19 protein-coding genes, 1 tRNA gene and 1 pseudogene are annotated in these 22,248 nt (G+C 69.3%); 9 read left to right on the top strand and 12 right to left on the bottom strand.

The window, feature by feature from the left end:
- Nucleotides 1-138: 138 nt before the first annotated feature.
- The gene (locus OG878_RS24865; RefSeq protein WP_328888817.1) at nt 139-474 is read left to right on the top strand and encodes a hypothetical protein; all 336 of its coding nucleotides are present in this window, start codon (nt 139-141) and stop codon (nt 472-474) included.
- A gap of 11 nt (nt 475-485) precedes the next feature.
- Here the strand turns inward: OG878_RS24865 and OG878_RS24860 are convergent, their stop codons facing one another.
- A complete protein-coding gene (locus OG878_RS24860) occupies nt 486-1,199 on the bottom strand; it encodes an RDD family protein (RefSeq protein ID WP_328888816.1) in 714 nt (237 codons plus the stop codon).
- A gap of 134 nt (nt 1,200-1,333) precedes the next feature.
- The gene (locus OG878_RS24855; protein WP_328888815.1) at nt 1,334-2,848 is read right to left on the bottom strand and encodes an RDD family protein; all 1,515 of its coding nucleotides are present in this window, start codon (nt 2,846-2,848) and stop codon (nt 1,334-1,336) included.
- Between the two features lie 212 nt (nt 2,849-3,060).
- On the opposite strand from OG878_RS24855, the gene OG878_RS24850 reads away from it, so the two are divergent.
- Nucleotides 3,061-3,537: an SsgA family sporulation/cell division regulator gene (locus OG878_RS24850; protein WP_328888814.1), complete on the top strand. Its 477-nt coding sequence runs from the start codon at nt 3,061-3,063 to the stop codon at nt 3,535-3,537.
- Between the two features lie 20 nt (nt 3,538-3,557).
- Here the strand turns inward: OG878_RS24850 and OG878_RS24845 are convergent, their stop codons facing one another.
- The gene (locus tag OG878_RS24845) at nt 3,558-4,925 is read right to left on the bottom strand and encodes an FAD-binding oxidoreductase (RefSeq protein ID WP_328888813.1); all 1,368 of its coding nucleotides are present in this window, start codon (nt 4,923-4,925) and stop codon (nt 3,558-3,560) included.
- A gap of 97 nt (nt 4,926-5,022) precedes the next feature.
- On the opposite strand from OG878_RS24845, the gene OG878_RS24840 reads away from it, so the two are divergent.
- A complete protein-coding gene (locus OG878_RS24840; protein WP_328888812.1) occupies nt 5,023-6,606 on the top strand; it encodes a tetratricopeptide repeat protein in 1,584 nt (527 codons plus the stop codon).
- Between the two features lie 69 nt (nt 6,607-6,675).
- Here OG878_RS24840 and hppD read toward each other — a convergent pair whose 3' ends face one another.
- Nucleotides 6,676-7,821 carry a 4-hydroxyphenylpyruvate dioxygenase gene (gene hppD, locus OG878_RS24835; RefSeq protein ID WP_328888811.1) on the bottom strand — a complete coding sequence of 382 codons (1,146 nt, stop codon included), beginning with the start codon at nt 7,819-7,821 and terminating at the stop codon, nt 6,676-6,678.
- Between the two features lie 121 nt (nt 7,822-7,942).
- On the opposite strand from hppD, the gene OG878_RS24830 reads away from it, so the two are divergent.
- The 5 genes from OG878_RS24830 to OG878_RS24810 are packed head-to-tail and all read left to right on the top strand — an operon-like array spanning nt 7,943 to nt 12,201.
- Nucleotides 7,943-8,416 (top strand): Lrp/AsnC family transcriptional regulator, encoded by a 474-nt coding sequence (locus OG878_RS24830; RefSeq protein ID WP_328888810.1) that lies wholly within the window; start codon nt 7,943-7,945, stop codon nt 8,414-8,416.
- A 15-nt stretch (nt 8,417-8,431) separates the two neighbouring features.
- A complete protein-coding gene (locus tag OG878_RS24825; protein ID WP_328888809.1) occupies nt 8,432-9,079 on the top strand; it encodes an ABC transporter permease in 648 nt (215 codons plus the stop codon).
- Entirely contained in the window at nt 9,072-10,328 is a 1,257-nt protein-coding gene (locus OG878_RS24820; protein WP_328888808.1) for an ABC transporter ATP-binding protein, read from the top strand. Before OG878_RS24825 ends, OG878_RS24820 begins: the two co-directional genes overlap by 8 nt.
- Complete coding sequence (locus OG878_RS24815; protein WP_328888807.1) at nt 10,325-11,194, top strand: ABC transporter permease; 870 nt, start codon at nt 10,325-10,327, stop codon at nt 11,192-11,194. The genes OG878_RS24820 and OG878_RS24815 overlap by 4 nt, the downstream gene beginning before the upstream one ends.
- Nucleotides 11,194-12,201: a glycine betaine ABC transporter substrate-binding protein gene (locus OG878_RS24810; RefSeq protein ID WP_328888806.1), complete on the top strand. Its 1,008-nt coding sequence runs from the start codon at nt 11,194-11,196 to the stop codon at nt 12,199-12,201. The genes OG878_RS24815 and OG878_RS24810 overlap by 1 nt, the downstream gene beginning before the upstream one ends.
- A 272-nt stretch (nt 12,202-12,473) precedes the next feature.
- On the opposite strand, the gene OG878_RS24805 is transcribed toward OG878_RS24810, so the two are convergent.
- From OG878_RS24805 to OG878_RS24785, 5 genes and pseudogenes are all read right to left on the bottom strand, one after another.
- On the bottom strand, nt 12,474-13,262 hold the full coding sequence (locus tag OG878_RS24805; protein WP_328888805.1) for a S16 family serine protease: 789 nt from the start codon (nt 13,260-13,262) through the stop codon (nt 12,474-12,476).
- Between the two features lie 129 nt (nt 13,263-13,391).
- Complete coding sequence (locus OG878_RS24800) at nt 13,392-14,033, bottom strand: IclR family transcriptional regulator (protein WP_277326443.1); 642 nt, start codon at nt 14,031-14,033, stop codon at nt 13,392-13,394.
- 555 nt (nt 14,034-14,588) lie between these two features.
- A complete protein-coding gene (locus tag OG878_RS24795; RefSeq protein ID WP_328888804.1) occupies nt 14,589-16,370 on the bottom strand; it encodes a DEAD/DEAH box helicase in 1,782 nt (593 codons plus the stop codon).
- Between the two features lie 167 nt (nt 16,371-16,537).
- A pseudogene (locus tag OG878_RS24790) lies at nt 16,538-16,654 on the bottom strand (death-on-curing protein); the annotation flags it as partial.
- A 192-nt stretch (nt 16,655-16,846) separates the two neighbouring features.
- Nucleotides 16,847-18,310 (bottom strand): MFS transporter, encoded by a 1,464-nt coding sequence (locus tag OG878_RS24785; protein WP_328888803.1) that lies wholly within the window; start codon nt 18,308-18,310, stop codon nt 16,847-16,849.
- A gap of 195 nt (nt 18,311-18,505) precedes the next feature.
- Here OG878_RS24785 and OG878_RS24780 point away from each other — a divergent pair.
- A tRNA-Cys gene (locus OG878_RS24780) sits at nt 18,506-18,577 on the top strand.
- A gap of 180 nt (nt 18,578-18,757) precedes the next feature.
- Here OG878_RS24780 and OG878_RS24775 read toward each other — a convergent pair.
- From OG878_RS24775 to OG878_RS24765, 3 genes are all read right to left on the bottom strand, one after another.
- The gene (locus OG878_RS24775) at nt 18,758-19,372 is read right to left on the bottom strand and encodes a hypothetical protein (RefSeq protein WP_328891372.1); all 615 of its coding nucleotides are present in this window, start codon (nt 19,370-19,372) and stop codon (nt 18,758-18,760) included.
- 87 nt (nt 19,373-19,459) lie between these two features.
- Nucleotides 19,460-21,820 (bottom strand): hypothetical protein, encoded by a 2,361-nt coding sequence (locus OG878_RS24770; RefSeq protein ID WP_328888802.1) that lies wholly within the window; start codon nt 21,818-21,820, stop codon nt 19,460-19,462.
- Between the two features lie 16 nt (nt 21,821-21,836).
- A complete protein-coding gene (locus tag OG878_RS24765) occupies nt 21,837-22,214 on the bottom strand; it encodes a hypothetical protein (protein WP_443049269.1) in 378 nt (125 codons plus the stop codon).
- Between the last annotated feature and the right edge of the window lie 34 nt (nt 22,215-22,248).

The raw sequence follows: 22,248 nt of genomic DNA, 5'->3' as shown, positions 1-22,248 counted from the left end.
CGCCCCCCGTGCACCGGTACCGTGGGTTAGGTCACGCTTACTAGCGGTTCCGCCCGGGCATCCACCGTCGTAGAGTCGCTTCACAGTGCGACCGCGTTGAGAGACTGCCCATCCGACGCCCCGAGGACGGATACCGCCATGCCGCGTCCCACTGCTGCACAGCTCTCCTATGGATCGGTCACCGTCGTCTTCTCGACGTTCGCCATGCTGCTGCTGTCCCGTACCAGTGCGGGCATCGGCATCGTCGTCATAGGCACGGCGGCGATGGCGCTCGGCCTGCTGGTGGCCGTCACCGTACCCGCGCCGCTGCGGGCGAAAACGCGGAAGGCGGCGAGGACGGCAACCGGGGTTCGTACGAACCCTGCCGTCCCCACCGCCACTTCCGGTACCTCTGCGGAGGAGGTCGCCGTCGACGACGTCCACCGGACCAGGATCCCGGCCGGGCGCGTGGGCGAGCACTCCCTGCGCCGCTGACCGGCGCCCGGCTATACGGCCGTGACCACCACCGTCTTGGCCGCCTTGTCCTGCAGCCCCTGCCGGTACGGCTTGTCCGTGAACATCAGCACGATGTTGATCAGCCACCACAGGCACGGGCAGCACAGCAGTGCCGGCAGCCACAGCACCACGGCCCGCAGGAACGAGGCGCTGGTGTCCGGCACCCGGCCGTCGTTGAGCATCGCGACCCGGAGTTTGAACAGCCTCTTGCCGATGGTGCGGCCGTCCTTGTGCGTGAAGTACGTGTCGTACGCGACGTAGGCCACGAGCGCGATCAGTGACCAGAGCAGCTGATGCCCGCTGTAGGTCTGGTTGAAGACATCGCCGACGTTGTCGTCGTTGCTGTTCGACATCTCGACCGCACCGCCGAACGGCAACGAGATCAGATACAGCGGGATCGAGATGATCAGGAAGTCGATCAGCCGGGCCAGAATCCGCTTGCCGGGCTCGGCGAGCGGCGGCATGCCCGCCAGCGGGTCCGTGCCGCCGTACGGGCCGCCGCCGTAGGCTCCGGGATCGTACGGCGGAGGAGGGGGCGGAGGGGGCGGCGGAGCACCGTCGTAGGGCGATCCCGACCCCGGCCCCGAACCTGCGCCCGGCCCGTGCCCCGGCCCCTGCCCGGAACCCGACGGGGGCTCCTGCGGCTTCTTGAGGAACGGGTCGTCCTCGGGCGGCTGGCCGGGCGTCGGCTGATCGTTGCTCATGGGGGCAGTGCACCCCGGCCCGGGGGTGCCCGCAACGGCTCAGGTGCGTTCGGGGGAACGCGGCACGGCGCCGCTGCCCCGCACCCGACGGGCCGTCAGTCCTGCGGGCCCGCCGGGCATCGGACGCCGGCGGGTCAGTCCGCCACGAAGGTGTGGGCGGCCTTGTCGTGCCAGCACTGCCGCCACGGGCGGTCGAACAGACACCACATCACGTCGAGCACGCCGATCACCAGGATGCCGAGCACACCGTAGACCAGCCAACGGCGCAGCGCCGCCCCGAAGCCGGGCGCGTCATGGGACTCGATGTCCCGCACTTCCAGTCCGCAGAGCTTCTTGCCGAGCGTGCGCCCCCACTTCGCGGTCGGCAGCGCCTCCAGCAGCACGCCGAGCACCAGGAACGCGGCGAGTACCCCGCCGAACAGGACGGATGTCGTGGAGTCCACCAGCCAGACGGTGACCGTCCGCCCGGACAGCTTCGCCGCGTCGATCTTCTGCTCGATGTGGTCCATCGCCCGGGTGACGAGCGGGTACGCGACCGCGCCGACGAGCGCGCCCAGCACGACCGTGTCGATGAGCCGGGCGGCGAACCGCTTGCCGAGCCCGGCAGGGCGGGCCGCCGCCTGGGCCTGGGCGAGCTGCTGGAAGTGGTCGTTGACCGGGGGCTTCCAGGGCACGACGGGCTGATCCGGCTGGGCGGGCCGGGCACGCTGAGCCATCTGCGGGCTGCCGAACTGCGGCTGGCGTTGCTGCTGCTGGGGCGGGACCTGCTGCGGCTGCTGTTGCTGAGGGGTGGCGAGCTGATGGACCTGCTGCGCCCAGGAGGAGGCGCCGCCGCCCGGTCCCGGAGCGATCGGACCATGGGACGCCGGGGCAGGCGCGGGTGCGGGCGTGGAAGCAGGCGCGGGTGCCTGCGGGGTGGCGCCGGAGCCGACCGCGCGGATCGACATCGTCCCGTTCCCAGCTTCCTCCCCGGCCTTGCCGGACCGGGCCGACCGGCCGCCCTTGCCCGTGGGGCGGATCGCGACGGTGTTCTCGGGGGCATGGCCGCCGCCGTCCCGCATACCCGGCAGTGCGCCGCCCGTGGGGTCCGGCATGGACGGCCTGCGCGGATCCGTCGGAACCCGGTCCGCCGGCGCGTCGTCACCCGGGGCACGGTCGGCGGGGGCACGCCCCGCCGGCGTACGCGGATCGCGGCCCAGTGCTCCGGCTCCGCCCTGCTCGCCCGCTCCCCGTTCGTCACCGGGCTGCCCGGTACCGCCCCAGGACACCCGCCGGTCGCGTTCGCCGCCGAAGCCGGTCTGCCGGGAGGCGTCGGCCTGCCAGGCGGACGAGGGTTCGGGGCGGTCGGAGTCGTACGGCTCCTCGTCGAGGAAGACCGGACCGGTCTCGTCCACCGGTGCGTACGTCGGACCGGATGCCTGCGCGGGTTCCGGTGCCGGCACCGGAGGCTGTTCGGACCGCGGCTGCGGTGCGGGGGCCGCGCCGGCGGGCGTCTCGGGAGCCGACTCGCCCTGCCGTGGCGCGGGACGGCTGGTGCCGGGCACCCACGAAGCGCCGTTCCAGTACCGGACATATCCGGGAATGGACGGGTCGGGGTAATACCCCTCGCGGGGCCTGTCGTCACCGGGTGCCGGGGTTGGGGCGCTCATCACCGTGGTCCCGTATCTCTTCGAAGCTTCAAGTCAACGGTCCACATCTACCAGACAGCCGCGTACCCCCGGGCCAGTCCCGGCGTTTGGGGCACTTTCCGGTCGCCGTGAAGTTTTTTCCGGAAGTCGCGTAATAGGTGGCGGGGAGGGCGCTCTCTCCCTGTGCGGGCCGGTCAGGGGACCGGTTCACCGGCACCGAAAGGACGTATCCCATGGACACCCTGGTGGAACGCGAACTGGAGCTGAAGCTGGTCCTGTCGCCCGAGTGCAGCATCCCCGTGCCGGCCCGGCTGACCTATCGCACGGAGGATCCGTACGCCGTGCACATCACCTTTCACATCGGTTCCGAATCCCCCGTGCACTGGACGTTCGCCCGCGCTCTGCTGGTCGAGGGCGTGTTCCGGCCGTGCGGGCACGGCGATGTACGGATCTGGCCGGCCAAGGTCGACCGGCGCAGCGTCATCTGCATGGCGCTGACCTCGCCCGACGGCAACGCGCTGCTGGAGGTGCCGTCCGCCGCCGTGGCCGCGTGGGTGGAGCGGACGCTGCGCCTGGTGCCGCCCGGTACCGAGTCCGCGCTGCTCGGCATCGACGCCGGTCTCGCCGAACTGCTCGCGCCGCTGCCGGCCGACGACCTGTGGATGAGCGACCTGTGGCCGTCGGACGAGCCGGCGGACGGCGAGGCCTGATGCCCTGCCGTCCGCGGAGGTCAGAAGACCTTGCCGGGGTTGAGCAGGCCCAGCGGGTCGAACGCCGCCTTGATGCCGCGGTGCATCTCGACGCCCACCTCGCCGAGTTCGCGGGCCAGCCAGTCCTTCTTCAGGATGCCGACGCCGTGCTCGCCGGTGATGGTGCCGCCGAGTTCCAGGCCGAGCGCCATGATCTCGTCGAAGGACTCGCGGGCCCGCCGGGATTCGTCGGCGTCGGTGTGGTCGAAGCAGACGACGGGGTGGGTGTTGCCGTCGCCGGCGTGGGCACAGACGCCGATGGTGAGGCCGTACTTCTCCGCGATGGCCGCCGTTCCCTCGATCATGGCGCCGAGCCGGGAGCGCGGTACGCACACGTCGTCGATCATCGTGGCGGACTTGACTGCTTCCAGGGCGGTCAGCGACATCCGGCGGGCCTGGAGCAGGAGTTCGGACTCGACGGCGTCGGCCGCGGGGACCACCTCGGTGGCGCCCGCGGCCGTGCACAGTCCGGCGACGGCGTCCAGATCGGCTGTGGGGTCGGGGGTGTCGAAGGCGGCGAGCAGCAGCGCCTCGGTGGACTCGGGGAGGCCCATGTGGCCCATCGCGTTGACAGCGCGGACGGTCGTACGGTCCATCAGTTCGAGGAGTGACGGGGTGTGACCGCGCTCCATGATCCGGCAGACCGCGTCGCAGGCGGCTGCCGCGGACGGGAATTCGGCGGCGAGGACGAGCTGCTGCGGCGGCTGCGGCTTCAGGGCGAGCACGGCACCGACGACGATGCCGAGGCTGCCCTCGGAGCCGACGAAGAGCCGGGTGAGGTCGTAGCCGGCGACTCCCTTGGCCGTCCGGCGGCCGGTCGTCAGGAGCCGCCCGTCGGCGAGGACGACTTCCAGGCCGAGTACGTACTCGGCGGTGACCCCGTACTTCACGCAGCACAGTCCGCCGGACGCGGTGCCGATGTTGCCGCCGATGGTGCACATCTCCCAGCTGGACGGGTCCGGGGGGTAGTAGAGCCCGTGCTCGTTCACCGCGCGGGAGAGCACGGCATTGATGACGCCGGGCTCCACGACGGCGATCCGGTCGACCGGGCTGATCTCCAGGATCCGGTCCATCTTCACCAGGGACAGCACGATGCAGCCGTCGGAGGCGTTGGCCGCGCCCGACAGTCCGGTACGGGCGCCCTGCGGGACGACCGGGACACGTAGCGCGGTCGCCGTGCGCATGACGTGCTGGACCTGTTCGACGGTGCGGGGCAGGACCACGACAGCGGGAATGCCCGCGTCGCAGAAGCTCGCCATGTCGTGGGCGTACGAGGCGGTGACGTCCGGATCGGTGATCAGGGCCTCGACGGGAAGGCCCGCGCGCAGTCGTTCAAGAAGATCATCCATGATCCAAGCGTGACACCCGGGGCCAAAGGTGTGAACCCGTCTGCGGCAGCGTTCCCAAGGCGCGGTGTGATCTTCGCACTGACGCAGAGTGATCGGCATGGACGTCATGCCGCAGCAGCCTCCGGAGTCCCCCAAGAAGGATCACGCGCTCCCCTCAGCCGATCCGTGCGACGACCCCCCGCAGACGCCCCCGCCCGCCGATCCCGAACCCCCGCTCGACCCGGACCCGGCATCGCTGGAGGAACTGCCGCCCCCCTCGTTGTCCACGACGCTGCGCAGGGCGGCCTTCGGCATGGTCGCGGCTGCCGTGCTGGTGGCGGGTGCGGTCGTGGCCGTACCGGACGACGACAAGAAGGCCGCGCCGCCGCCCGCGCCCGGAGCGGTCTCGCGCGCGCTGACAGCCACGAACGCGGGCTCCCCCTCCTCCCTCGCCGATCTGACGGCACTGATCGGGGACCGGAAGAGCTGGGTGGGCGCGCATCCGTCCGACGCACATTCGTGGGCGGTGCTCGGCGCGGCCTACGTGGAGTGGGGGCAGCGTTCCGCGGACGCGGCGTACTACCGGCGGGCCGAGCAGGCGCTGCAGCGCTCGCTGGACGTACAGCCGGGCGAGAGCGGCAACACGGCGGCCTGGGTGGGGCTGGCGGCGCTCGCCAACGCGCGGCACGACTTCGTCGAGGCGCGGAAGTGGGGCGAGACGGTCCGGACCCGGCAGCCGCAGGACTGGACCGTGTACCCGGCCCTGATCGACGCGTACAACGGGCTCGGCCAGTACACCGCGGCAGGCCGGGCGGTGGAGCGGTTCCGGGCGCTGCGCTCGGGCGTTCCGGCGCTCTCGCAGGCCGCGCAGATGTACCGGAACCAGGGCCGGAGCGCGGAGGCGCTCGCCACCGCGAAGGGTGCGGCGAACCAGGCCACCGCACCCGCCGAGAAGGCGGACTGCCTGTACCGGCTGGGCGAACTGGCCTGGGAGCAGGGCAGACCGGAGGAGGCGGTGACCCAGTACAGCGCCGCACTGCGGACCGACGGCACCCACCACCCGTCGCTCGCAGGCCGGGCACGGGCGCTGGTGGCCCTGGGCCGTACGGACGATGCGCAGCACGACTACAAAGCGGCCCTGTCCAAGCTGCCGCGCCCCGAATACATGCTGGAACTGGGCGAGTTGTACGAGTCGCTGGGCCTGGAGGGAGGCGCCCGCGGCCAGTACCGCCGGCTCCAGAAGACCCTGACCCGCGACAACGGCTACGGCGTCGACGACACGCTCCTCCTCGGCCGTTTCGAGGCCGACCACGGTGATGCGTCGGCAGCGGTGGAGCTGCTGCGGGCGGAGTGGAACCGGCAGCACCACAGCGCGGCGGTGGCGGACGCGCTGGCCTGGGCGCTGCACCGCTCGGGCGACTCGCAGAGCGCCCTGGAGTACGCACAGCAGGCGGCAGCCACGGGCGGCCGGACGGCGCTTTACGCGTACCACCTGGGCATGATCGAACAGCGGCTGAAGAAGTACGGCCAGGCCGGCCGCCATCTGAAAGAGGCCCTGAGCCTCAACCCCCACTTCAACCCGCTGTCGGCCCCGAAGGCCCAGAAGGCTCTGCAGGCCCTGGACGACGAGGGCCGGCCCCCCGCAGGCAACCCGCAGAAGGGGCCCTCGTCCGCGGCCTCACAGGCACCCGGCGGCCGCTGACGGGGGCAGCACGCGAGGCGGGGTCCCGGACCGGTCGGGGTCCCCGCCTCGGCGTACGAGCCGCTGGGCTCAGAGGTTGCCGCGCTTCTCCTGCTCGCGCTCGATCGCCTCGAAGAGGGCCTTGAAGTTGCCCTTGCCGAAGCCCATCGAGCCGTGGCGTTCGATCATTTCGAAGAAGACCGTCGGGCGGTCCTGGACCGGCTTCGTGAAGATCTGCAGCAGGTAACCGTCCTCGTCGCGGTCGACCAGGATCTTCAGCTCGCGCAGCGTCTCCACGGGGACGCGGGTCTCGCCGGCCCACTCGCCGAGGGTGTCGTAGTACGAGTCGGGGGTGTCCAGGAACTGGACGCCTGCGGCGCGCATCGCGCGGACCGACGCGACGATGTCGTTCGTGGCGAGGGCGATGTGCTGGACGCCCGCGCCGCCGTAGAACTCCAGGTACTCGTCGATCTGCGACTTCTTCTTCGCGATCGCCGGTTCGTTGATCGGGAACTTCACCTTCAGGGTGCCGTCGGCGACGACCTTCGACATGAGGGCGGAGTACTCGGTGGCGATGTCGTCGCCCACGAACTCCTTCATGTTGGTGAAGCCCATGACCTTGTTGTAGAAGCCGACCCATTCGTTCATCCGGCCGAGCTCCACATTGCCGACGCAGTGGTCGACGGCCTGGAAGGTGCGCTTGGCGGGGGGTTCGACGATCGGGGCGGCGGCGTCGAAGCCGGGGAGGTACGGGCCGTCGTAACCCGTGCGGTCGACAAGGGTGTGGCGGGTCTGGCCGTATGTGGCGATCGCGGCCAGCACGACCGTGCCGTTCTCGTCCTTGACCTCGTACGGCTCGGTGACACCCAGCGCGCCGTGCTCGACGGCGTACGCGTACGCCGCCCGCGCGTCCGGGACCTCGATGGCCAGGTCGACCACGCCGTCGCCGTGCTCGGCGACATGTTCGGCGAGGAAGCGGCCGTGATCGGTGGATGCTTTGATGACGGAGGTGAAAACGAAGCGTGCCGAACCATTGGTCAGTACATAACTGGCGGTCTCGCGGCTGCCGTTCTCCGGCCCGGAATAGGCGACGAGCTTCATGCCGAAGGCGGTCGAGTAGTAGTGCGCGGCCTGCTTGGCGTTGCCCACGGCGAAGACTACGGCGTCCATTCCCTTGACCGGGAAGGGATCGGCCTGCCGGGCTGTGTCAGGGGTGCTGTGCAGCGTCTCAGTCATGAAGGAAGGCTCCCTCCGCGCCGCAAGGTGCGCAATAGTTCGCACGTTCGCTGGGCAATCTGTCCATGGGACTGCTGGAATGAGCGGGCTATGTGTACAGGGTGACCAGAGGGGGACTCGCGTGGCGATCGATCATCTGGACGGGCGGCTCATCGTGCTGCTCGCCCGCGAACCGCGGATCGGCGTGCTGGAGGCGTCCCGCCGGCTCGGGGTGGCGCGCGGGACCGTGCAGGCACGGCTCGACCGGCTTCAGTCCAATGGCGTCATCCGCGGATTCGGCCCGGACGTCGATCCGGCGGCACTCGGCTACCCCGTCACCGCCTTCGCCACACTGGAGATCAAACAGGGCCAAGGCGCCGATGTACGGGCCCATTTGAGCGGCGTTCCCGAGGTGCTGGAGCTGCACACCACCACCGGGCACGGGGACATGCTCTGCCGGCTCGTCGCCCGTTCCAACGCCGACCTTCAGCGGGTGATCGACCGGGTTGTCGGTTTTGATGGCATTGTCCGCGCCTCCACGGCGATCGTCATGGAGAACCCCGTTCCTCTGCGCTTCATCCCGCTCGTCGAGCAGGCCGCGGGGGACAGCGACTGAGCCGAGGAGTGCCGTGTGAGCTTCTGGGAGTATCTGGTCAACAGGCACCAGCAGCTGCTCACCGACGCGTACCAGCACGTCAGCGCCGTCTTCCAGTGCATGGTCATCGCCACCGTTCTCGGCGTCCTGATCGGGATCGTCACCTACCGCAGCAGCTGGGGCGGCTCGCTGGCCATCACGTCGACGGCGGCGATCCTCACCATCCCGTCCCTCGCCGCGATCGGTCTGCTGATCCCGCTCGTCGGGCTGGGCGTTCCGCCCACCGTGATCACCCTGACGCTGTACGGGCTGCTGCCCGTCGTCCGCAACTCCATCGTCGGGCTGCGCGGCGTCGATCCGTCCCTCGTCGACGCGGCGAAGGGCATCGGGATGTCACCGATCGCCCGGCTCTGCAGAGTGGAACTGCCGCTCGCCTGGCCGCCGATCCTCACCGGGATCCGCGTGTCGACACAGATGCTGATGGGCATTGCCGCCATCGCCGCGTACGCCTCGGGGCCCGGCCTCGGCAACGAGATCTTCCGCGGCATCGCCTCGCTGGGCAGCGCCAACGCGATCAACCAGGTCCTCGCGGGCACGCTCGGGATCGTCATCCTCGCCCTGCTCTTCGACGCCGCGTACGTCCTGCTCGGGCGGCTGACCATTCCCAGGGGGATCCGTGTCTGAGACCGCCGCCGAAGCCGCCGGGACACCTGCCGCCACCTCGGGGGCCACCATCCAGCTGGAGGAGCTGACCAAGCGCTACCCGGGCAATCCGAACCCGGTCGTGGACAACGTCTCGATGGACATCAAGGCCGGGGAGACAGTGATCTTCGTCGGCCCGTCGGGCTGCGGGAAGTCCACCACCCTGAAGATGATCAACCGGCTGATCGAGCCGACGTCCGGCCGGATCAGGATCAACGACGAGGACGTCACCGACATCGACCCGGTGAAACTGCGTCGCAAGGTCGGATACGCGATCCAGTCGTCCGGGCTCTTCCCGCACATGACGGTCGCCGAGAACATCGCCCTCGTACCGAAGATGGTCGGCTGGTCGAAGTCGAGGGTGAAGGACCGGGTCGAGGAGATGCTCGATCTGGTCGGACTGGATCCGCGGGAGTTCCACGGGCGCTATCCGCGCCAGCTGTCCGGCGGGCAGCAGCAGCGGGTGGGCGTGGCGCGGGCGCTGGCCGCCGATCCGCCGGTGCTCCTGATGGACGAGCCCTTCGGCGCCGTCGACCCGATCACCCGCGACCATCTCCAGGACGAGCTGATCCGGCTCCAGCACGAGCTGCACAAGACGATCGTGTTCGTCACCCACGACTTCGACGAGGCGATCAAGCTGGGTGACCGGATCGCCGTCCTTCGGGAGCGTTCGCACATCGCGCAGTTCGACACGCCGGAGGCGATCCTCACCAACCCGGCGGACGATTTCGTCTCCGGGTTCGTCGGCGCGGGCGCGGCGCTGAAGCGGCTGAACCTCACCCGCGTACGGGATGTGGGGATCGCCGACTTTCCGACGGTGACCGTCGACGATCCGCTCCAGTCGATCTTCAACAAGCTGCGCAGCGGCCCGCACAACGAGCTGTTGATGCTGGACCGCAGGAACCGTCCGTACAAATGGCTGCGGCGCGGCGACCTGATGCGGGCGCGCGGCTCGCTGGCGCGCGCCGGGCAGCTGGTCCACGACACGGTGACCTTGGACGCCACGCTGCACGACGCGCTGGAGGCCGTGCTGACCGACAGCGGCGGCCGGGTCGCGGCGACCGGGCGGCGCGGCGAGTTCATCGGGGTCGTCGACATGGAGACCCTGATGAACTCCGTCCATGAACTCCTGCAGGCCGACCGGCTCGCCGCCATGGAGCACCAGCACGATCTGGAGGAGCTGCGCGCCCACCAGACCGAGCAGGAGCAGGGGGGCGGTGCGGACGCATGAGTCCCAACCGGGTGTTGCCCCCCGAGCCCGATGAGCAGCGGCCGCCGACCCGGCCGCCCGGCGAGCTCGACGTGCGGGGCCATGCCTACCACGAAGAGGAGGAGGAACCCCCGCCGCCCGCGGGGCCGCCGCGCCGGATCACCTGGCGCAAGCTGGTACTGGTCCCGGCCGCGCTGACGATCATCCTCGTCCTCACCTATCTGTGGATCACCAACGTCCCCCTCGACTCGATCGCGAAGAACTCGCTCTCCGGCGGCAATGTGCAGCTGCGCTGGTGGCAGCACGTCAAACTGACCGCGATCTCCACCTTCTGGGTGCTGATCATCGCCATCCCGCTCGGGATCGCACTCACCCGGCGCAGGCTCCGCAAGGGCGCCCCGATGGTCACCGCGGTCGCCAACATCGGGCAGGCGACCCCGGCGATCGGGCTGCTGGCGCTGCTGGTGATCTGGCTGGGCATCGGCCCGAGTACGGCGATCATCGGCATGGTGATCTACGCGGTGCTGCCGGTGCTCTCGAACACGGTGGCCGGTCTGAAGGCGATCGAACCGAACCTGGTCGAGGCCTCGCGCGGCATCGGCATGTCGGCGATCGGAACGCTCACGAAGGTCGAACTCCCGCTCGCCGTCCCGCTGATCCTGGCCGGCGTACGGACGGCGCTGGTGCTCAACGTCGGTACGGCGACCCTGGCGACGTTCGGCGGTGGCGGCGGGCTCGGGGACCTGATCACCTCGGGCATCCAGACGCAGCGGATGCCGGTGCTCGTGCTCGGCTCCGTGCTGACGGTGGTGCTCGCGCTGCTGGTGGACTGGCTGGCCTCCCTCGTCGAGGTCGCGCTGACGCCTCGCGGGCTGGAGGTACGGTGATGCGTACGGAGAAGGGAGCGGTACCGAGGACCGGGGCCCGTTCGGTCACGGCTCTGGCGCTCGCCGCCACCCTCGCCGCCGCCCTCGCCGGCTGCGGGCTCAAGAGCGGTTCGCCGATGGTCGACGACGTCGTGCCGGGATCCGTCGGCCGGGGACAGCCGCTGGACGGCGCCTCGTTGACGGTCACCTCGAAGAACTTCAGCGAGAACATCATCCTCGGCCAGATGATCGGCCTGATCTTCAAGGCCGCCGGAGCCGAGGTCCTGGACCGGACGAACCTGCCCGGGTCGATCAGTGCGCGCGAAGCCATCATCAAGGGCGACGCGGACGCGATGTACGACTACACGGGCACCGCCTGGATCACGTACCTCGGCCATGCGAAGCCGATCACCGATCCGCTGAAGCAGTGGGAGGCGGTCCGGGACGAGGACCGGAAGAACGGGGTGACCTGGCTGCCGCAGTCCACCCTCAACAACACCTACGCACTTGCCATCAGCAGGAAGAACAACGCGAAGTACCACCTGAGGACGCTCTCCGACGTCGCCGCGCTGGCGAAGATGGACCCGGCGGCGGTGACGGTCTGCGTGGAGAACGAGTTCGCCTCGCGCGACGACGGGCTTCCGGGCATGGAGAAGGCGTACGGGATGTCGATCCCGCCCCGCAACATCAAGAAGATGGACGCCGGGATCATCTACACGCAGGTGTCCAAGTCCGACTCCTGCCTGCTGGGCGAGGTGTTCACCACGGACGGCCGGATCAAGGCGATGGACCTCGAAGTCCTCGTGGACGACAAGCACTTCTTCCCCAACTACAACGCGGCGCCCATCGTCCACACCGCGACCTTCGACAAGTACCCGCAAATCGCGGGCCTGTTGGACCCGCTCAGCAAGCGGCTGACGACGGGGGTCGCGCAGGAGCTGAACGCCAAGGTGGACGTGGACGGGCAGGACCCGCACCAGGTGGCGAAGAACTGGCTGATCCGGGAGGGCTTCATCAAGAACGGATAGGCGCGGCAGGGAGTTACAAAGGTCTCCTTGCAAAGAAGCGTTGCAAGGCGACCTTTGCATCTCTGCAGTCCGCCTCGCCGCCCTCTCTGGGCCGACTCCGTCTCGGCCACGGGCCCGCCGCTCAGGCTGCACCCCGCGGAGCGCCTCCGAGGGGGTACGGGGCGGCGGCCCGGCCGCCGGGGTGAAGGCCGGACGCCCCACCGACATGGCGGAACACCTCCGTCACGGTCGCGGTCGGGCGGTCCGGGCAGTCCGGCCGTGCGCCTCCGGCGTCAGCAGCTCGGGACCTTGTGGCCCTGTTCCAGCGCCTTCAGCGAGGACACGGCATTCGCCAGCGTGGTGACGGGGATGAGCTTGAGCCCCTTGGGGAGTTCGGCGCCCGCCTCCCTGCACTCGGCCTTGGGGACGAGGAAGACGGTCGCCCCGTCACGTTTGGCGGCCTGTGTCTTCAGCGAGACCCCGCCGACCGCGCCGACCTTGCCGTTCGCCTCGATCGTGCCGGTACCGGCGACGGTGCGGCCGCCGGTGAGATCGCCGCCGGAGCCGTCGCCGTCGAGCTTGTCGACGATGCCGAGCGCGAAGAACAGGCCGGCACTCGGCCCGCCCACATCCGCGAGACGCAAGGTCACATCCACCGAGCCGGGGGCCTTGCCGAGGTACTTCATGGCCGCGTCGACGGCGGAGTTCTGCGACTCCCGCATGTCCTCGAGGTTGTGCTTCTCGATCTCCTTCTCGGAGCCGCCGGTCGGGTAGACCGAATCGCGCGGCAGGACCGCACGGTCCGTCCGGAACCAGCTGTCGATCACATCGCCCATCCCGACATCGGCGGTCGGCCCGGTCGCGATGATCGTCGTCATCCGCAGCTCTCCGCTGGTGGCCCGGGCCGGCGCGCCCTTGATGCTGATCACGGGTGTGCCGCGGACGTCCCCCAGCACGTTCGCGGTCGTGCCGGGCTGCGCCAGCGTGAACGGCAGCGGTGCGAAGGCGGCGACCCCGAACAGCGCGACGACGGGCAGGGCGCAGAGGGCGAGGGCGCCGGGGCGCGAGAGACGAGTGAGCACCCGCCCAATCTAACCGCCGGGGGCGGAGGGCGGGTGCGGCCGCCCCCGGCCCGCACGGCACTCATGGGCGCCGGACCCGGCCCGTCCGGCGTCCGAGGGCGCAACGGCGACACGGGAACGGCCCGGGCACTACCGCAGCGCGTCCGCCACCTCGCGGGCCGCGTCGACGACCCGCGGGCCGACCCGTTCCGGTACGGCGTCCGCGAGCATCACCACACCCACGCTCCCCTCGACCCCCGTCACACCCATCAGCGCCGCCGCTGCGCCGCTCGCACCCGCTTCGAGTTCGCCGTGAGTGAGGGTGAAGGCGGGTTCGGCCACCGGCTTCGCGCGGGCGGCGAGGATCGCCCGGCCCGCCGCCCCGCGGTCGAGCGGATGGCGGAAGCCGGCCCGGTAGGCCACGTGGTAATCGGTCCAGCTCGGTTCGACGACCGCGACCGCCAGTGCGTCAGTGCCGTCGACCAGGGTGAGATGGGCAGTGGCTCCGATGTCCTCGGCGAGGGAGCGCAGCGCGGGCAGCGCGGCCTCCCGTACGAGCGGATGCACCTGGCGGCCCAGGCGCAGCACGCCCAGACCCACCCTGGCCCGGCCGCCCAAGTCGCGTCGCACCAGGGCGTGTTGCTCCAGAGTGGCAAGCAGTCGGTAGACCACCGTGCGGTTGACGCCGAGCTTGTTGGACAGCTCGGTGACGGTCAGCCCATGGTCGGTATCGGCAAGCAGCTTGAGGACGCGTAGTCCCCGGTCGAGCGTCTGGGAGGTCTCCGCGGTCACGACGCCCTCTCCTCTGTGGTGGGTGGCGGCACCCTTACCGTGTGCGACGCCGGTCCCACGGCGACGCACGGAGAGGCCGCCGGCGGCCAAGGCACCGACTGCGCTCCGCGGCGGCGCTGCCACGGGGCGTTCACATTTTTTGGACAGTAGCGAGCCAGTCCGCTCAGCGGAAGACCTCGTCCAGAATCCGGGCGCCCGCGGAAAAGGGGTGCGGCCGCGGACCCATAAGTGCCGGTCAGCGGGGCGCAGCTGGAATCCTGACGATCTACGCGCGTCCAGGTCGGCCGACGCCTCCGCGACGCTCCGTGCACGCAAGTGAACCATCGTTAACTCACCGTGAACGCATGTCGCACAATTTTTTTCGCCCACCGGCGCTGCACCGCCCGGGATCGCGCCCATCGCCGGGTCTCCGGGCGGAGGACGGCGTTCCGGCGCCGGGGTCGTATCCCCCACGGGCATGTACGACGCCGGCCCGGGACGGAGGAGACTCCCGTCCCGGGCCGGTACCCGTCACTCCACGGCCCTCAGGACCTCACGGCCGGGGGCCCCACGGCCTCACGCCATCCGCGTGGCCCACTCCTGCACCTTCTTGATCCGCTGCTGGATCTGCCCGGCCGTGGCCTCCGCGCTCGGCGGACCGCCGCAGACCCGCCGCAGCTCGGTGTGGATCACACCGTGCGGCTTGCCGCTCTGGTGCGTGTACGCCGACACCATCGTGTTGAGCTGCTTGCGCAGCCCCAGCAGCTGCTTGTGCGTGACCACCGGCCGGGCCTCGGCCGGCTTCTCCAGCAGGTCGGCCTCCCCGGCCGGCTTCTGCCTGCTGTGCGCGATCTGCCGGGTCTGCCGCTTCTGGAGCAGCAGCTGCACCTGGTCGGGTTCGAGCAGCCCGGGGATGCCCAGGTAGTCCTGCTCCTCCTCGCTGCCCGGGTGCGCCTGCATACCGAACTCGGCACCGTCGTACAGCACCCGGTCGAAGACCGCGTCGGACTCCAGCGCCTCGAAGGGCAGCTGCTCCTCGGTCTCCTCGTCCTCCAGCCGCTCCGCGTCGGCGAGGAGCTTGTCCTCCTCCGAGAACGGGTTCTCCTCGTCGCTGCCCTTCTTGGGCTTGTCGAGGACGTGGTCCCGCTCGACCTCCATCTCGTTGGCGAAGTCGAGGAGCATCGGGATGGTCGGCACGAAGACGGAGGCGGTCTCGCCGCGCCGGCGCGATCGCACGAAACGTCCGACAGCCTGGGCGAAGAAGAGCGGGGTCGAGATGGTGGTGGCGTACACGCCGACCGCGAGGCGCGGCACGTCGACGCCCTCCGACACCATCCGGACCGCGACCATCCAGCGCGAGTCGTCCTCGCTGAACTTGTCGATCTTCTTCGACGCGGCCTTCTCGTCGGAGAGGACCACGGTCGCCTTCTCGCCGGTGACCCTCTTGAGGATCTTGGCGTACTCGCGGGCCGACTCCTGATCGGTCGCGATGACGAGCCCGCCCGCGTCCGGAATGCCCTTGCGCACTTCGGTCAGCCGCTTGTCGGCGGCCGCGAGGACGTTCGGGATCCAGTCTCCGGTGGGCGACAGCGCGGTCCGCCAGGCCTGCCCGATGGCGTCCTTGGTCATCGGCTCGCCGAGCCGGGCGGCGATCTCGTCACCGGCCTTGGTGCGCCAGCGCATGTTGCCGCTGTAGCTGAGGAAGATCACGGGGCGGACGACGCCGTCGGCGAGGGCGTTCCCGTACCCGTACGTGTAGTCGGCCGAGGAACGCCGGATCCCGTCGTTGCCCTCCTCGTACACGACGAACGGGATCGGGTTCGTGTCGGACCGGAACGGCGTACCGGTGAGCGCCAGCCGCCGGGTCGCCGGGTCGAACGCCTCCTGGCAGGCCTCGCCCCACGACTTCGAGTCACCGGCGTGGTGGATCTCGTCGAGGATCACAAGGGTCTTGCGCTGCTCGCACCGGTTGCGGTGCAGCATCGGGCGGACGCCGACACCCGCGTACGTCACCGCGACCCCGTGGTACTCCTTGCTCACGGGCCCCGCGCTGTACTCGGGGTCGAGCTTGATCCCTATCCGGGCGGCCGCCTCCGCCCACTGCTTCTTCAGATGCTCGGTCGGCGCGACGACGGTGATCTGCTGCACGACATGGTGGTGCAGCAGCCATGACGCGAGGGTCAGCGCGAAGGTGGTCTTCCCCGCGCCGGGCGTGGCGACCGCGAGGAAGTCGCGCGGCTGCTCCTGGATGTACTTCTCCATGGCGCCCTGCTGCCAGGCTCGCAGCTTCCCGGCCGTACCCCAGGGGGCGCGGCCGGGAAAGGCGGGTGAGAGGTGGTGGGAGGCGGTAGTAGTCACGGTCTCCGGTTCGGGGCTCTCGGGTACGTGGGGCGCTGTCCGCACGGGCCGGGACGGGCTCGTGCGCGATACGACAACCGGGCCACCTTACCGGGGGCCCGGCCGGAACCCCGTATGAACGAACCGTGGTTCGGGACCACTGAGACCGTCTTCACAGGGAACGTCCACCTGGCGAACCCGGGCAGCGGCTCCGCGATCTTGGGCATGTCCAGCGCCTTCTGGCACACGTCGAGCACGTACCGCTCGGCTTCGTCCGCATCGGAGTCCGCGTCCAGCGGATGTCCGTACATGATCCGCTGCCCCGTCGAAGAGGCGTGCGTGTGCGCTGATGGCGGTGATCACCGCGTCGTGGGCAGAAGACCGCACGCTTCGCCCCTCCCGCTCGGCACGCGCACGCAATACATCCAGCTCTTCACCGGTGAACCGCACATTCAGGCCGGCCGTGAACAGACGGTACGGAGCGTTACCAGTCGGTACTAAGGCTTGACCCGCACGCGCCCCGCCACCCACGCCCCCACCAGCGCCACCCCCGCCATCGGCAGGAACACCACGGCGAACGCGCCCGGATGCGCCCCGGACGCCCCTGTCTCCACGGCCTCGTGCGCGGCCCCCACCGCGCCGCCGCCGAGCGCGGCGAACGCCGCACCCCCCGCCGCCAGGAGCAGCACATTGGACAGCCCGTCGGAGATCTGCAGCGCGGCGGAGTTGGCCCCCGCCTCCTCCGGCGCCGACAGCTTCAGCAGCAGCACGCTCGTCGAAGCGATCACCATGCCCATGCCGAAGCACCCGACGGCCCAGGCCACGGCCACCGTCCACACCGGCACCGCCGCGATCAGCACCGAGGGCGCTCCCGCGATGGCCGCGGCGACCAGCACCATGCCGGCGACCATGAGCCGCTCCCGGTGCGGCTCGAAGCGCGGCCGGGCCTGGACGTACGAACCGAGCGCCCAGGTCCCGCCCCCGGCGGCGAGCGACAGCCCGGCCATCGTCGGGGACAGCCCGCGCTGCGTCACCAGCATCAGCGGTACGAAGGACTCGGCGGCGATGAACGACCCGGCGGCGACCCCGCGCAACAGCACCACCGACGGCAGACCGCGTGCCGCCCGCCCGGTGCCCGCGGGCAGCAGCCCCCGTACGGCGGGAACGAGGAGGGCGACACCCGCGGCGGCCGGAACCAGCGCCCACCAGTTCCGCTCCTGCCCCGCGTACTGCAGCAGTCCGGCCCCCACCGAAATGCCGAGCGCCAGCCCGATGCGCCGGCGGTCGTACGGCTCGACGGGTGCCGACGGATCGACGGGCCCGGACGCCATGCGCCGGATCGCGGGCAGCGCGAGGGCCAGCGGAAAGACCACCAGAACCGGAATCCCGACAAAGACCCAGCGCCATCCCAGATGCTCGGTCACGCTGCCGGAGGCGAGCGGCCCCACGACGGACGGGACGACCCAGCTCGCGGCGAAGGCAGCCATGATCGCGGGCCGGATCCGCTCCGGATAGGCCCGGCTGACCACCACGTACAACGCCACGATCACCAGCCCGCCCCCGAGCCCCTGCACCGCCCGCCCGGCGATGAACGTCCACATGCTGCCCGCCGTCCCCGACAGCAGCAGCCCGGCCCCGAAAGCACCGATCCCGGCGGCGAGCGGCGCCAGCGGCCCGCGCCGGTCCGCCCACTGCCCGGAGAGCACCATGGCGAAGAGACTCGTCGTGAAGTACGCGGAGAAGGCGAAGGCGTACAACGGAATGCCGTGCAGCTCACGGGCGGCAACCGGCATCGCGGTCCCGACGGCCGTCGCCTCGAAGGCGATCAGGAACACGACGGAGACGACGCCGATGCTGAGCGCCCGATAGGTCCGCCCGAGCACCCCTTCGGACTCGGCGACGACGGGGGTGTCCACGGGGCGGGGCGAGACATCGGCGTCACGCGGTTCGAGGGCGGTCATGAGCCCAAGAGTAAGGGGCAAGATCCGCCTTGGCCCCTGTCGTGAGACGGTTGCGCGCTCGTCCCTTGGTCGTAGGACCGAGGTGCCGAGCATGAACGCCGTATGGCAGTCGCATTGCACCGCGGCCCGCACCCTTGAGCGCGCCCGCCCACGCCCCTACGGTCGTCACATCAGCAAGAAGCGCACGAAGCACACGGCCGTGTGCCCGAGTGGTTCAGGGGCTCGACTGCAACTCGAGTTACACCGGTTCGAATCCGGTCACGGCCTCGCAGACGAAGCCGCCCGCCCCGGGGAAGTTCCGGGGCGGGCGGCTTTCCCTCGTCCGGAGCACGGGCCAAGGCCTCCCAGACAGCGTCCTCCGTCGTGAACCCGGCCTTGCGCCACACGTCCTCGCCGGTACCCCGGCCCTGCCACCCGCAGAAGTTCGGCCGGCAGCCCGGGCCCGTGTCAGGTCCGGGGCTTCAGCACGGGCTTCTCCGGCAGCCCGCCGTTGTTCTCGCACTGCAGCTTCTGTGCCACGGCAAGGGACGCGGCATGGATAACCGTGAGATTTACTTCACGGGAATCAGGCATGCTCTGTTGAACGTCCTTCGGTCGGCCAAAGTTTCCGAGTATGCGCATCGGACGCTCCTTCGACCCCTTGAACTGAGGGCTCACGCACTCGAAGTAGAGAGAAGCAGACATGGGAGTCGCCTCGGACTGCTTCCCCATGGTGTAGAGCCGCCCGCCCGCCGGGAGACGCAGATCGCCCACGTCTTGCGGCGCGTACATGGAAAACGCGATTCCTGCCCGGCTCGTTCTCCCACCGCCCTCCGGGGAAAGTCGGCACAACGTGTCACCTCCGGCCCAGCGATGACCGGACTCGTACCCGGCCTTGAGTGCATCGACAACCCGGTCCATACCATCCGGATTGGTCCAGGCGAACGACGTCGCCCCCGTGACGGACTCGATCGTCTTCGCCAGAGTGCCTTTGAACAGGCCATCGCACACCTCCTCCGCACTGACGTAATCCGGCGTCTTCTCCTCGCCGCCGCACCCGGTCGCCCCGACACCGACAACCATGGCCAAGCCGGTAATGCACCATGCCCGCCTCAACTGTCCTGCTCTCACACGCCTCACCTTCGGGCCTCGTCCTGCACCATTCCCGACTCAGTCCCCGGTCTCTGGATCATTGCCCTGCTGGTCCTCACGATCGTTGCCCACCGCGTATCCAAGCCTCATCGACTCCTTCAAGTCCTGACGGAAATCGGTGTCGGCAGCAGTCGTATGCCGCTGAAGGAACCCTTCCATGGGCGCCTCAGCCATGGACTCGCCGGAACGGAACACCCTGGTCTTCTCCTCACGGGTGAGTTCCTCGACTTTTTCCTTGTGCTCATCCACGGACTGGTCCGAGATATCCCCGATGAACTGACCGATTACATGCTCCACGGCTCCGCCGGCGGTATCACTGCCCAGCGTGATGAGCGTTGCCGCCGCCCCTGCGGCCGCGACCGGTGGCAGAAATGCGACCCCTGCGGCGACCCCCACACCGGCTCCGAACTCGATCCAGCCGGACCGTGCGGCCACGGCCTTCTCGTAATCCTCTTGCATCTTCATGTGCGATGCCACGACCTGATCTGCACGGGACTGGTCGAGCATGCCCTGCACCTCGGCACCGGTGCTCACCACCGCCCGCGCAGCACCGGTGTTGGGCACGCCGTTCGAGTCCACTTGATGCTCCAGCATGCTGGAGGTGTAGATCTGTTCGGCGTTGGAGACCGTGGCGTACGCATCCGGGTGCTGGCCCAGGGTGCTGAGAAATTGACGCGCGACGTCTCTTCCATTGTCTCTGATGCCGTCACCGTTCTCGGCGGAGAAGTCGAGGTGCCCTCCCGGGTTCTTACCCGGAGCGAAGATGCTGCCCGGGTCGTTCTTGTCGAGCGACCAGTTGATGTTGTCGATATACCCGGCGCCCATGACCCCAAGGCTGTCGGCCATCGCCTCCTGCCGTTTGAGCAGACCTGCGTCCGAGCCGTACTTCTCCATGACGTCCCGCATGACAGTGGCGTTGTCCGCGTCCCTCACGACACCGGCGTCCGGACTGTCGTACGGGTACCCGAGGGTCGCCGACTCCAGCGCGTGCCCGAGTGCGTCCGGCATATAGCCGAGTGACCCCTCCTGCTCCTTCCGGTCGAGCGAGTCGACGTCGCCGAAGGAATCCCACTTCTCGTTACCGAAGAAGTCGAGGTAGTTGTCAATGAGCTGGCCGTCCTTCTTCCCGAGATCGGCCGTCGCGCCCTTGTTGATCGTGCCGTCCTCGTTGTACGCGGTCGGCGGGTCGGTGAAGAAGTGCTTCGCCGCGTCCGGGCTGTGTCCGAGCGCCTCCAGCATGGAGGTGGTCGGGTCGTAGCCCGAGCCGTTGACACCCGACGGATTGAACGGGTTCTTGAACGGGCTGTTCACCATCTTGTTGCCGGCGAACATGTACGGGTCCTTCTGGTGCAGCTGCGCCACGTGCTCGGCGATCGGATTGAGGAACTTCGCGTCGTAGTTCCCGTACCGCATGATCCCGCCGAGCAGTTGGTAGCCGAACGGACCGCCGTAGTCGTGCTTGGCCAGCGGGATGCGCTCGGTACCGAGCTTGCGCAGCGCCGGCCCCCACTCAGCGGTGAAGTTCTTGTCCTGCGAGGCAGTGGCCAGGTTGAGACCGAGATTCTTCTGAAGGTCCTGGACGTCCTTCAGGCGCTCCTTGTCGACCTTGCCGCGCTCGTACGTGTCCGTCGACAACTGCCCGAAGAAAGCGAGCGACTTCTTCGGGCCGAGATTCTCGTAGAAGTCCTTCGAGAACTCACGGGACTTGCTGTTGTCGTGCAGCAGTTCGTTGAGCGCCTGCAGCTCGGTGTGCGTGATGTCGTGGCCCTTGGCAGCGAGTGCGGCAGCCCGGGCCGCCTCCTCCTGGTCCAGGTTCGTGTACTTCGGTGCACTGAAATCGGGGCCCTCGGTGACGTTCGTCTCAAGGGCGTTCTTGAAAGCGACGTCGGTGTCGTTGCAGTTGTCGACGATGAGGTCGATCTTCTTCTGCCATGCCTCGATCGTCTTCCTCTGCCGGCCCAGAAGTTCGAAGTAGTCGGGATCCTGGTTCGGTGAGATGCCGGATTCTTCCAACGGGTACCGAGCTGTGACCTTCCCCTTGGCGTCGACATGGATACCGGCCGCGGGCCCCTCGTCGTCGCGGATGCCGATCAGGTCGTCCTTGGCCTTCTTGATGGCCGTGTGGGCGTCCTCGAGGATCTGCTTGACGCCCTTGGCCTCGGCTGCGGCGTCCTTGAACTCCTTGGCCGTCTTGCTGATGAACCCCTTGGTGACGCCCGCGTTGACGCCTTCCCATTCGGCCTTGTCAGCCTTGGTCTTCATGCCGTCATTGGCGTCCTCGGCCAGCCGGTCCAGCTTGGTGACCATCTCCGACCAGTCGTCAGCCGCCGCCTTGAGTTTGGCGACGGGTGCATCGACTATGTCCTCGAATGTGAGCATGTGCATTCCCCCGCGGTTACTTCAGGTACTCATTCAGCTTGGAGACAGAGATCAGATCGCCGCCGATCTGAACGTCGTCCTTCGCGTGCGCGGCCTTGGTGTAGTTCAGGTGATCCGAGATCTGCGCACAGGCATCGAGGAGAGTCTTCAGGTGCGTGTTCCACCGGTCGTGGACCTTGAGCAGCGCCGATCCGCTGGCAAAATTGCCGTTGGTCAGTCCGATGGCCGCCTCGAAAGTGGCGGGCCGGGCGTGGTCGCCCTCCTTCGACACCCTGGTGCGCAAGTCGTACGCATCGTGCCCGACAGCACCCAGGTCGTCTTGATTGACGCTCAGATCGGGATCACGCGGCCCGCTCTGCCTCGTCTTGCCGTCGTCGACACCATTGAGTCGCATATCGACCTGTTGCGCAGACTCCGCGCGAAGCGCC

This window comes from Streptomyces sp. NBC_00316 (genome assembly GCF_036158715.1).
Lineage (GTDB): Bacteria > Actinomycetota > Actinomycetes > Streptomycetales > Streptomycetaceae > Streptomyces.
The sequence above is the reverse complement of the archived record's forward strand: the minus strand, read 5'-3'. Positions and strand labels throughout refer to the sequence as shown.

Coding starts and splice junctions, on each gene's coding strand:
- OG878_RS24785 (WP_328888803.1), bottom strand. CDS start 18,310: ATGACCGCCCTCGAACCGCGTGACGCCGATGTCTCGCCCCGCCCCGTG.
- OG878_RS24770 (WP_328888802.1), bottom strand. CDS start 21,820: ATGCTCACATTCGAGGACATAGTCGATGCACCCGTCGCCAAACTCAAG.
- OG878_RS24810 (WP_328888806.1), top strand. CDS start 11,194: ATGCGTACGGAGAAGGGAGCGGTACCGAGGACCGGGGCCCGTTCGGTC.
- OG878_RS24815 (WP_328888807.1), top strand. CDS start 10,325: ATGAGTCCCAACCGGGTGTTGCCCCCCGAGCCCGATGAGCAGCGGCCG.
- OG878_RS24845 (WP_328888813.1), bottom strand. CDS start 4,925: ATGGATGATCTTCTTGAACGACTGCGCGCGGGCCTTCCCGTCGAGGCC.
- hppD (WP_328888811.1), bottom strand. CDS start 7,821: ATGACTGAGACGCTGCACAGCACCCCTGACACAGCCCGGCAGGCCGAT.
- OG878_RS24855 (WP_328888815.1), bottom strand. CDS start 2,848: ATGAGCGCCCCAACCCCGGCACCCGGTGACGACAGGCCCCGCGAGGGG.
- OG878_RS24865 (WP_328888817.1), top strand. CDS start 139: ATGCCGCGTCCCACTGCTGCACAGCTCTCCTATGGATCGGTCACCGTC.
- OG878_RS24775 (WP_328891372.1), bottom strand. CDS start 19,372: ATGGTTGTCGGTGTCGGGGCGACCGGGTGCGGCGGCGAGGAGAAGACG.
- OG878_RS24860 (WP_328888816.1), bottom strand. CDS start 1,199: ATGAGCAACGATCAGCCGACGCCCGGCCAGCCGCCCGAGGACGACCCG.
- OG878_RS24765 (WP_443049269.1), bottom strand. CDS start 22,214: ATGCGACTCAATGGTGTCGACGACGGCAAGACGAGGCAGAGCGGGCCG.
- OG878_RS24850 (WP_328888814.1), top strand. CDS start 3,061: ATGGACACCCTGGTGGAACGCGAACTGGAGCTGAAGCTGGTCCTGTCG.
- OG878_RS24840 (WP_328888812.1), top strand. CDS start 5,023: ATGGACGTCATGCCGCAGCAGCCTCCGGAGTCCCCCAAGAAGGATCAC.